Origin of the sequence: uncultured Roseobacter sp. (assembly GCF_947492555.1) — a bacterium.
In the GTDB taxonomy this organism is placed as follows: domain Bacteria; phylum Pseudomonadota; class Alphaproteobacteria; order Rhodobacterales; family Rhodobacteraceae; genus Roseobacter.
Map to the genome: position 1 here is coordinate 113,518 of NZ_CANLNE010000005.1, position 9,711 is coordinate 123,228.

The 9,711-nt window shown below is 60.8% G+C and carries 11 protein-coding genes and 1 pseudogene; 6 read left to right on the forward strand and 6 right to left on the reverse strand.

Going from position 1 to position 9,711, the window contains the following annotated elements; all coding sequences use genetic code 11:
* Positions 1 to 43: 43 nt before the first annotated feature.
* The 3 genes from Q1A07_RS20375 to Q1A07_RS20385 form a co-directional block, all read right to left on the reverse strand.
* A complete protein-coding gene (locus Q1A07_RS20375; protein WP_299784059.1) occupies positions 44 to 952 on the reverse strand; it encodes a YihY/virulence factor BrkB family protein in 909 nt (302 codons plus the stop codon).
* Between the two features lies 1 nt (position 953).
* Positions 954 to 1,145, reverse strand: coding sequence for a PLDc N-terminal domain-containing protein (locus tag Q1A07_RS20380; RefSeq protein WP_299784060.1), 192 nt, complete (start codon positions 1,143 to 1,145; stop codon positions 954 to 956).
* A gap of 66 nt (positions 1,146 to 1,211) precedes the next feature.
* Positions 1,212 to 2,039 carry a formate/nitrite transporter family protein gene (locus Q1A07_RS20385; protein ID WP_299784062.1) on the reverse strand — a complete coding sequence of 276 codons (828 nt, stop codon included), beginning with the start codon at positions 2,037 to 2,039 and terminating at the stop codon, positions 1,212 to 1,214.
* A gap of 97 nt (positions 2,040 to 2,136) precedes the next feature.
* Here Q1A07_RS20385 and Q1A07_RS20390 point away from each other — a divergent pair, with 97 nt between their 5' ends.
* The 4 genes from Q1A07_RS20390 (at position 2,137) to Q1A07_RS20405 (ending at position 5,387) form a co-directional block, all read left to right on the forward strand.
* Complete coding sequence (locus Q1A07_RS20390) at positions 2,137 to 3,396, forward strand: aminotransferase class V-fold PLP-dependent enzyme (protein WP_299784065.1); 1,260 nt, start codon at positions 2,137 to 2,139, stop codon at positions 3,394 to 3,396.
* Positions 3,397 to 3,446: 50 nt separating this feature from the next.
* Complete coding sequence (locus tag Q1A07_RS20395) at positions 3,447 to 4,733, forward strand: acetylornithine deacetylase/succinyl-diaminopimelate desuccinylase family protein (RefSeq protein ID WP_299784067.1); 1,287 nt, start codon at positions 3,447 to 3,449, stop codon at positions 4,731 to 4,733.
* Positions 4,734 to 4,831: 98 nt separating this feature from the next.
* Positions 4,832 to 5,005 (forward strand): hypothetical protein, encoded by a 174-nt coding sequence (locus Q1A07_RS20400; RefSeq protein WP_195822163.1) that lies wholly within the window; start codon positions 4,832 to 4,834, stop codon positions 5,003 to 5,005.
* 79 nt (positions 5,006 to 5,084) lie between these two features.
* Positions 5,085 to 5,387 (forward strand): type II toxin-antitoxin system death-on-curing family toxin, encoded by a 303-nt coding sequence (locus tag Q1A07_RS20405; RefSeq protein WP_299784084.1) that lies wholly within the window; start codon positions 5,085 to 5,087, stop codon positions 5,385 to 5,387.
* On the opposite strand, the gene panC is transcribed toward Q1A07_RS20405, so the two are convergent.
* Entirely contained in the window at positions 5,384 to 6,247 is an 864-nt protein-coding gene (gene panC / locus Q1A07_RS20410) for a pantoate--beta-alanine ligase (RefSeq protein ID WP_299784071.1), read from the reverse strand. The two genes, Q1A07_RS20405 and panC, sit on opposite strands and share 4 nt — an antisense overlap.
* Positions 6,244 to 7,083 (reverse strand): 3-methyl-2-oxobutanoate hydroxymethyltransferase, encoded by an 840-nt coding sequence (gene panB / locus Q1A07_RS20415; protein WP_299784073.1) that lies wholly within the window; start codon positions 7,081 to 7,083, stop codon positions 6,244 to 6,246. The genes panC and panB overlap by 4 nt, the downstream gene beginning before the upstream one ends.
* A 158-nt stretch (positions 7,084 to 7,241) precedes the next feature.
* Between panB and Q1A07_RS20420 the strand changes: the two genes are divergently transcribed.
* Both Q1A07_RS20420 and Q1A07_RS20425 read left to right on the forward strand, forming a co-directional pair.
* Entirely contained in the window at positions 7,242 to 8,717 is a 1,476-nt protein-coding gene (locus Q1A07_RS20420; protein WP_299784076.1) for an ABC transporter substrate-binding protein, read from the forward strand.
* A 313-nt stretch (positions 8,718 to 9,030) separates the two neighbouring features.
* A complete protein-coding gene (locus Q1A07_RS20425; RefSeq protein ID WP_195822159.1) occupies positions 9,031 to 9,240 on the forward strand; it encodes a hypothetical protein in 210 nt (69 codons plus the stop codon).
* A gap of 134 nt (positions 9,241 to 9,374) precedes the next feature.
* On the opposite strand, the pseudogene Q1A07_RS20430 reads toward Q1A07_RS20425, so the two are convergent.
* Positions 9,375 to 9,711 (reverse strand): annotated as a pseudogene (locus tag Q1A07_RS20430) (acetoin utilization protein AcuC); the annotation flags it as partial.

Consider the following 9,711-nt stretch of genomic DNA (forward strand, 5'->3'; position numbering starts at 1 on the left):
GAGTATGTTCCGGAAAACCTTGGGGCGTGACGGCTTGCCGCAGTTATTCTGCCGGTTTTGGCTCGACCTCGTCGGCGACGTCGATCTGAGGGGAAGGTTCAGGAGAGATGGTCGGCCTGCGTCTTTCAATCTCGGCATTGAGCGCCGCGCCCAACAGCACAAGGAAACTGCTGATCCAGAGCCAGATCAGCATCGCAATGACAGCACCGATGGACCCGTAGACTTCGTTGTAATTGCCGAAATGCGCAACGTAGAATGAAAAGGCGATGGACATGATCGCCCAGCTCGTGCCCGCCATCACGGCACCGGGCGTCAGCCAACCAATGCGAATGCCTTTGCGGTTGGGGCCAAATCGATAAAGCATGCCGATACCGCCAAAAATAACCACGATGGCGATGGCCCAACGCAGCAGTTCGATCATGAAAGAGGCAAGCGTGCCCAACGGAAAGAACGACAGCACAATCGGCGTCACCACAATGGTGAGCAGCGAGACAATGCCCACGCCCAGCAGGCTGACGGTCAGCAAAAGCGCACGTAGGTAGTGCTTGATGCTGGAGCGCCCTTTTTGCGCATAGACCAGATTAAGCCCGTGCATCATCGCCCCGACCCCCGCCCGCGCCGACCAGAGGGCGACACCCAGAGATACAGCACCCGCCCAACCCAGCGTGCCGGAACTGGCACTGACCAGGGTCACGATCTGCTTGTTGAGAATGGTATAAACCGCGTCGGGCATCAGCCCGCGGATTTCTTCCAGCTGGACGATTACCACGGCAGGATCTGCAACCAGGCTGAGAATGGCGATCAAAGCGGCGAGTGCCGGAAAAACCGAGAGCATAGAATAGAAAGCAACCCCGGCCGCAATCAGGCCGAGGTTGTTATTGGCGATCTGTTTACCGACGGCGAAGAACACCGCCCGGTTCATCGCGAAGCTCAGGCGTCGCGGTGGCGCCATATCAAATGGCGGCTTTGGACGATCTCGGTCCCGCAATCAGCCAAGCGATAAAGCCGACGATCGGCAAGACCAGTACCAGTAGAGTCCAGAGCACCTTGCTGCCGGTTGACGCGCCTGATCCGATGATCGACACGATGGCCCAGATGTTCAGGACCAGAATGATCAGTCCCCCAATTCCTGCATACTCAAACATGTCTTTCTCCTTTGTTCCGTCTTGCCCTCTCAACGTGCCAAAACGTCAAATGGTTCCCAAACAGGTTTATTTGTCCGGCAGCTCGTCGCGCACCTGGCCCCAGGCCATCAGGGTGAAGATTACCGTCCCGCCAATGATGTTTCCTGTCAGCACCGGGATAAAAAACCCGCCAATGGCTGTCGCGGCAGTGATGTCACCCATCCAGACCAGCACGGCCATCTCCACCGATCCGGCCACGATATGGGTGAAATCCCCCGCGGCGATCAGCCAGGTGAAAACCAGGATAAGGAAGAATTTCGCACTGTCCGCCTGCGGCAGCATCCAGACGATCAGCGCCACGATAATGCCCGCAGGAATGGCCCGCCAGAAGGAGGCATCCGCCCCCATGCCCGTCGCGTGATGCGACAGATCAACGACGGACACCATGATCTCTGCCGGTATCGCGGGGGTAAACACGAAAAGGGCCGCCACCGCAAAGGCACCAATCACATTTGCCGTCATCACGATCCCCCAGAGCCGCAGCATGCACCCAAAGGTGTACCATGTCCGCTCCACCATGACGGGCAGCACTGTCGTGATCGTGTTTTCGGTGAAAAGCTGCATGCGCCCCATGATCACGGCGAGAAAGCCCAGCGAATAACCCAGGTTCTCGATCAGGTAACTGCTGGGCGCATCCGGCAGATAGGTCCGGAAAATCGCTTCGCCCAGAACCGACAGGCTGATCATCACCCCCGCAGCGATGCCCGACCAGATCAACGACCGTTTGGGCCGCGCCATTTCCTCTTCGCCTTCGCGGCGGATCACCTCATAGATCAGCTTGGGGGCAAGGGCGGCAGCATTCTGAACCGAGGCTTCTTCTTTTTCTTCTTCTTCGTAGCGTGCGGTCTGGTCCATGGGAAACTCCGAAACGCACCTGTCGAGCCGGTGCCGCTTGACACTCAACTTATTATCGCCTGAATGAGTTCCACAACCTTTACTTGCGTGGACCGACATGCCCCCTTTTTCCCCTGATTTGATGTCCGATGTCCGTGCCCGATTTGCCCATGTGGACAGCTGCCCGTTTCAGGGACCGCGCATCTTCTTTGAAAACGCGGGCGGGGCACTGACGCTGAATTCCGTCGTCGAGACCTCGGCAAAATTCGCCGCTATTCCGGATAATCAGGGTCGCGACAACCCTGCCGCCCATGCGCTCGTTGACCTGATCGAACAGTCCAAGGCGGATATGATGGATTTCTTCAACCCGAGGGGTGGCCAGTTCTTTGTCGGGGAAAGCGGCACCGAACTCACCTTTCGCCTCATCCGCACGGCAGTGATGGGAGCACCTGAGGGCGGGGCGGTGATCGGCTCAACCGTCGAACACCCCGCGTCGCGTTCCGCCGCAACACATTGGGCGCAGATTGCGGGAAAAGACTATATCTCCGTGCCACACGACGATGCCACCGGATCGGTCAGCCCTGATGCCTATGCTGCCCTCATGACCCCGGACGTGCGGGTCGCGACCATCCTGCATACGTCACCGGTAACCGGCATCGCCAATGATGTGGCCTCTATTGCTGCCGCAATCCGGGCCGTCGCCCCGGAGGCCTACATCTTCGTCGATGGCATCCAACATGCAAGCCACGGTCACATCGACATCGCCGCCTATGACATCGATGGCTATGTCATCTCTCCCTACAAAGCCTTTTCGCGCCATGGCTATGGGGTGGCCTGGGTGTCGGATCGGATGACGGCGCTGCCCCTGGAGCAGCTGGCGAACGGCCCACGTGCCCATTGGGAGATGGGCACCCGCGATACTGGTGCCTATGCGACGTTCTCTGATGTCGTCGCCTATCTCGACTGGCTGGGCGCACAGCACAGCGACAGCGATGACCGACGCATCCGGCTGGAGGCTGCGGGGGCTGCCATACACGATCAAGAAGACGCGCTGACCCAGGCGATGCTGCATGGGACCGGCAACCTGCCCGGTCTGGCGGAACTACCGGGCATCACCATTCTGGGCGGCATCGATAATCCCGCGCGCGAAGGACTGGTCTGCTTCGCCCTGAACCACCTGCCTGCCGCTGCAATCGTCGGCGCTCTGAATGCACAGGGCATCCGAACACATGTTCGCAAGGCAGATCACTACTCAGGCAACATCCTCGATCCGCTGGGTCTGGAGGCCGCTGTCCGGGTCTCAATGTGCCACTATAATAGTGTCGAGGAAGTCAGCACTTTTCTCGGCGCCATGAAGGACATCGCCGCGACAGACTGAGCAATTGTTTTCACCTTGCCCGGATGCCGCAATTGCCTGACAGTAATGCCATGCTGAACCCCACCTCCCTGTCAGGCGCGATTGATGCCAAACGCGCGGACCTCATTGAACTGACCCGCGACCTGATCCGCATTCCCACGCGCAACCCGCCCGGCGATTGCTATCGCGACATTTGCGACTTTCTGGACAAGCGCCTGTCGCACCACGGGTTCGAGACGAAACTGATCCGCGCGCATGAAACGCCGGGAGACAGCGACAAATACCCAAGATGGAACATCGTTGCGCGCCGGGAGGGTGCACGTTCCGGCGACTGTGTGCATTTCAACAGCCACACGGATGTGGTTGAGGTCGGTCGGGGCTGGACCATGGACCCCTTTGGCGGCGCGGAAAAGGACGGCAAGATCTACGGGCGCGGGGCCTGTGACATGAAGGGCGGGCTCGCCGCGTCGATCATTGCCTGCGAGGCCTTCATCGAGACGCATCCTGACTTCGCCGGGGCTATCGAAATCTCTGGTACGGCGGATGAGGAGTCCGGCGGCTATGGTGGTGTGGCCTATCTGGCCGAAGAGGGGTATTTCGACCCGGCGCGCGTGCAGCATGTGATCATCCCCGAACCGCTCAACAAGGACCGTATCTGTCTGGGGCATCGCGGTGGCTGGTGGGCGGAGATCGAAACCAGGGGCGAGATCGCCCATGGTTCCATGCCCTTTCTGGGTGACTGCGCCGTGCGCCACATGGGCGCGGTGCTGTCGGAATTCGAAGACAAGCTCTTCCCCGCCATGGCGGCGCGCCACACCGATATGCCCGTGGTGCCCGACGGCGCACGGCAATCCACGATGAACATCAACTCCATCCACGGCGGCCAGCCGGAGTTCGCCCCGGGTGACACCAGCCTGCCCGCCCATTGTGTCCCCGACAGTTGCCGCATCGTGATCGATAGGCGCTTTTTGCTGGAAGAACCGCTCGATCAGGTCCGCAGTGAGGTCACCGACCTGCTCGAAGGTCTCAAGGCCAATCGCACCGATTTCGAGTATGAGCTGACCGAACTGAACGCGGTCCTGCCTTCGATGACCGACCGCGACGCCCCGGTGGTGCGCACCGTGGCGAAGGCCATCGAGGACGTCATGGGCAAGCCGCCGGAATATGTCGCCTCCCCCGGCACCTACGACCAGAAACACATTGACCGGATCGGCAAGCTCAAAAACTGCATCGCCTACGGGCCGGGCATCCTTGAACTGGCGCATAAACCCGATGAATACGTCGGGATCGATGACATGGTCGACAGCGCCAAGGTGATGGGCCGCGCCCTGGAAACGCTGCTGTTACCCCAGGACTGACCGTCACAGGAGCGCAGCGGCAGGTCATATCTGGTTTACGATCCCTTGATATACTGCCCAAGGATGTGCATTTTCAGGTGGAGAAGGATACCGAAGCAATGGCCAAGACACATAGCGCCACCGTCGCACGCACGGCAGACACCGGCAAATTCACCCTCCGCAAGGAAGGGGGGGATACATCCGTGCATGCCTCCGGCAAGAAAACACCCACGGTGGTCAGCGCCTCGATCAGCAAAAACAGGGACGCCCTGAAGCGATTGGCCAATCGGTAAGCCGCACTACCGGGTCAATCTGGGCGATGTTCTGGAAGCCCACGAACAATCGCTGGAGGCTTTTGGCGGGCTGCGCGGCATCTGCAATCTCGACAGTATCCTCGGCGCCATCGGCAGACCCTACCATGGCTATCACCGTCCCATTCACAAAAAGGCCGCCGCCTTGCTGCACGGCCTGGCGACATCTCATGGCTTCAACGATGCAAACAAACGCACCGCATGGCTCACAACAGAAGTTCTGTGCCTGAACAGCGGCTACGATCTGGCGGTGAAAGCCGAGGATCGGATTGATGATGTCGTAGTTGACGTCGTGACCGGTGCGATGCCGCAAGAGGCGCTCGAAGACTGGTTCCGTGCACGGCTATCAAAGCTGAGTGATTAGCCGGACGCAGGCACCACCGGCACATCTATGTTGTCGATCAGCCGCACCCCCGCCAGCCACGCCGCAGCAAAGAGGCGGGCGGGTTCGGTAGGCCGCTCCAGCGCCTCCAGCGCTGCACAGGACCGAAGCTCGAAATAATCGATGTCGGTAAAGCCGCCTGACGTCAGCCGGGCAACCGCCGCCGCTTGAAGGGGCGCGAAACCCTCACCGACTGCAAGCTTTTCGGCCACCTCCTGCATCACCTCGGAGAGCAAAGGCGCCTTGATCCGCGCCCGGTCGCTGAGCAGCAGGTTGCGCGAGGACATCGCCAGCCCATCCTCTTCCCGGATCGTCGGACAGCCCACAACCTCGATGGGAATATCCAGATCCCGCGCCATGCGCTGCACCACCATCAGCTGCTGAAAATCCTTTTCCCCAAAAAACCCCTTATCGGCAGAGGTCTGGGTGAAAAGCTTGGTCACAACCGTCGCCACCCCGTCGAAATGGCCGGGCCGGTGGGCACCACAAAGCACATCGGTCATCCCGCCCACCGACACATTCGTGGCAAACCCCTCTGGGTAGATTTGGCTCACATCGGGGGCATAGACCGCATCCACCGCAAAACGCGCCAGCTTGCGCGCATCTTCTTCCTCCGTACGCGGATAATTGTCGAGGTCCGACGTTTGATTGAACTGCTTTGGGTTCACGAAAATCGTCACGATCACCCGGTCGCACGCGGCCTTTGCCGCCGCTACGAGGCTCAGGTGGCCATCATGCAAGGCGCCCATCGTCGGCACCACCCCGATGCTCTCTTCTGCCCGCCGCCAGCCCCGCGTCACTTCGCGCAGGTCCACCAATGTCCGGATGATCACCGGCGTCACGCGCGCGTCCCTCCCTTGGGTGCCGCATCTGCAAACACATGCTCCGGCCCCGGAAAACGGCGGGCGCGTACCTCCTCTGCATAGGTGGCAATTGCATCCTCGCCGGTCTGCCCAAGCTCTGCATAACGCTTCACGAACTTCGCCTTGAACGCCGTGAACAGCCCCAGCATGTCATCCACCACGAGGATCTGCCCATCGCAGCCCGCAGAGGCCCCGATGCCAACGGTGGGGATCTCCACCTCCGCCGTGATCCGATCCGCCAGCCCCTGTGGGACTTTCTCCAACACCACCGCAAAGGCCCCTGCAACTGCGACGGCGCGCGCGTCCTGCATCATGATGTCGCCCGCTGCGCCCCGGCCCTGCACCGTGTAGCCCCCCAGCGTGTTGATCGATTGCGGCGTCAGGCCGATATGCGCCATAACCGGAATCCCCCGCTTGACCAGAAAATCGATGGTAGGTGCCATATGCTGCCCGCCTTCCAGCTTCACCGCACCTGCGCCCGTCTCGCGCATCAGCGTTGCCGCGCTCTCAAAGGCCTGCTCGGGGCTTTGCTCATAGCTGCCAAAGGGCATATCGATCACCATCATCGACCGGCTCAGCCCCCGCGCCACCGCCCGGCCATGCAGGATCATCATCTCCATCGTGACTTCCAGCGTCGATGGCAGCCCGTGCAGCACCATGCCAACGCTGTCACCCACCAGTACAAAGTCGCAATGGGGATCCATCATCTGCGCCATCGGCGTGGTATAGGCGGTCAGGCTGACCAGCGGCACACCCCCCTTTCGCGCCTTGATATTCGCGGGCATCGGGGCTGTTTTTCGGGCTGTGGCGCTCATGATCACGGGTCCTGTGCTGTCGTTGCGGATGCCGGATAGCACGGATGCGCTGGAAATCCACGCCCTTGCCGGAAAACCCGCCCTTGATTGACGCGAGGATTGTTGGAACACTCGACGCAGGATCGCGCCCGCCGGGGAGCATGACACAGGGGACCCTTATGCAGACCTTCACACGCAGCCTTCTCGCCTTCGCATTTGCAGCCGCCGGGATCGGTGCCCAAGCGCAGACCGATATCACTGTCGCAGTGCAGCTCGAACCGCCGCACCTCGACCCAACCTCCGCCGCCGCCGGTGCCATCGACACGGTGCTCTATTCCAATGTCTTCGAAGGGCTCACCCGCTTCATGGCCGATGGCTCCGTGGTGCCCGGTCTCGCCGCAAGCTGGGAGATTTCGGACGACGGGCTAACCTATACGTTCACCCTGCGCGAAGGTGTGACCTTCCACGATGGTACCACCATGGACGCGGCGGATGTAAAATTCAGCCTAGATCGTATCCTTGCCGAGGACAGCGCCAATGCACAAAAGGCGCTCTATACCGCGATCTCCTCGGTCGAAGTAATCGACCCGCTGACGGTGCAACTCACCCTGTCGGAACCAAACGGCAACATGCTTTTCAACCTCGCCTGGGGGGACGCGGTAATCGTGGCACCCGAGAGCATCGAGAACATCAAGCAGACGCCCATCGGCACCGGCGCGTTCAAATTCGTCGAGTGGGTTCAGTCTGACCGCATCGAGCTTACCCGCAACGAGAACTACTGGGGCACGCCCGCCGCCCTTGAGGCCGCGACCTTCAAATTCATCTCCGACCCCACCGCCGCCTTTGCCGCAGTGATGGCCGAGGATGTGGATTACTTCTACGCCTTCCCCGCGCCCGAGAACCTGCCACAGTTCGAGGCCGACCCGCGCTTTCAGGTGCTTGTGGGCTCCACAGAGGGTGAGACAATCCTCTCCACCAACAACAAGATGCCGCCCTTTGACAATCCGCTCGTGCGGCAGGCCGTGGCCCATGCGATCGACCGACAGGCGATCATCGACGGGGCGATGTTCGGCTATGGCACCCCCATCGGCACCCACTTCGCGCCGCACAACCCCGCATATAAGGATCTGACAGGCCAGTCCGCCCACGATCCCGACAAGGCCCGCGCGCTGCTGGCCGAGGCCGGGCTTCCGGACGGGTTCGAAACCACGCTGCACCTGCCGCCCCCCTCCTACGCCCGGCGCGGCGGCGAGATCATCGCCGCCCAACTGGCCGAGGTCGGGATCACTGCCAAGATCACCAACGTCGAATGGGCGCAGTGGCTGGAAAGCGTGTTCCGCGGCAAGGACTTCGGCCTGACCATCGTCAGCCATACCGAGCCTATGGACATCGGCATCTACGCCAACCCGGACTACTACTTCCAATACGACAACCCGGAGTTCCAGGCGCTGATCACGAAGCTCAACAGCACGACCGATCCCGAGACGCGCGCCACCATGATGGGTGACGCACAGCAGATGATCGCCGATGACTATGTGAACGGCTACCTCTTTCAGCTCGCGCAGCTGTCGGTCGCCAAGGCGGAGTTGCAGGGCCTCTGGGCCAATGCCCCAACACAAGCCACCGACCTGACAGGGGTGAGTTGGGCTAAGTGACCGCCCGCCGATTTGCGAATCACCTGCCGCAGCACTCCCATATCTGAGCCGGAATTGAGACCCTCCGGCTCAGTTCCTCTTTGCCGCAAAACAGCATTTTCCATACGTATGCGTATGCACTTTGCAGCAATGCACTGACGTCGAAAAAACCGCGTGCTTATCCTTCAATCAGGACGAAAAGTCGCGCCTATTTATTGTGCAGTTGCTTGCTCATCTACTACTAAAGCGTGTATTGTGTTCGCATTCGGAGTGGGAACATCCGAAGCTGCTGCATCCCTAAGGACAACGCCTCTTTGGACGAAAGGAGACTGCCTTGACCGACCTACAACAGCGCGCCACCCAATTGGAGCATGAAGTTGAAAACGCCTCGCACACGGAACGCATGGCGCTGCAACCTCAGATCGACCGCGTGATCGCCACGCTGAAAGCCACAGGCCAGATCGTGCCCCGCCGACTGGAGCGGATGAACAACGATCTGCGCGACGAAGCCATCGAGGACATGTTCGACAACATGCCCGTCTGACCCAGCCGGGCGCACCCGCCATGCTTTGGCACCACAGCCCGTTGTGCGCCCAGTTGACCTCCCTCTTTCTGACAAGATCCCGATGCGACGAAGCCATCGACCTTACGCTTGGTGCTCAACCAGCACCGGTTGAGCTACGCCCTCCGTTTCGGTCGCGCTTCTGTCCGTTGTGACAGAATACCCACCCGATCCTTAACTGCATCTCTGACCGGTCCGTCGCGGGGCGCATCGCGCAAGGTCGTGAACCAATGCTCCGGTGGGTTCTTCCCGCGCTTGTTGCCCTCGAACGTCAGCGCGCGCAGCACGGCTTGTGCATCCGCTGGCAAACGGTCCGGAATGGCATGACCGTTGAGCGTCGCCCAGACCCCGGTCCAGAGCCGCCCAACCGACCACGGGTTATACCCACCCCCGCCCAGTACAAGCAGGCGCGGCGCCATGCCCATCAGCGCCGAGACCACGGCCCAATGCGCG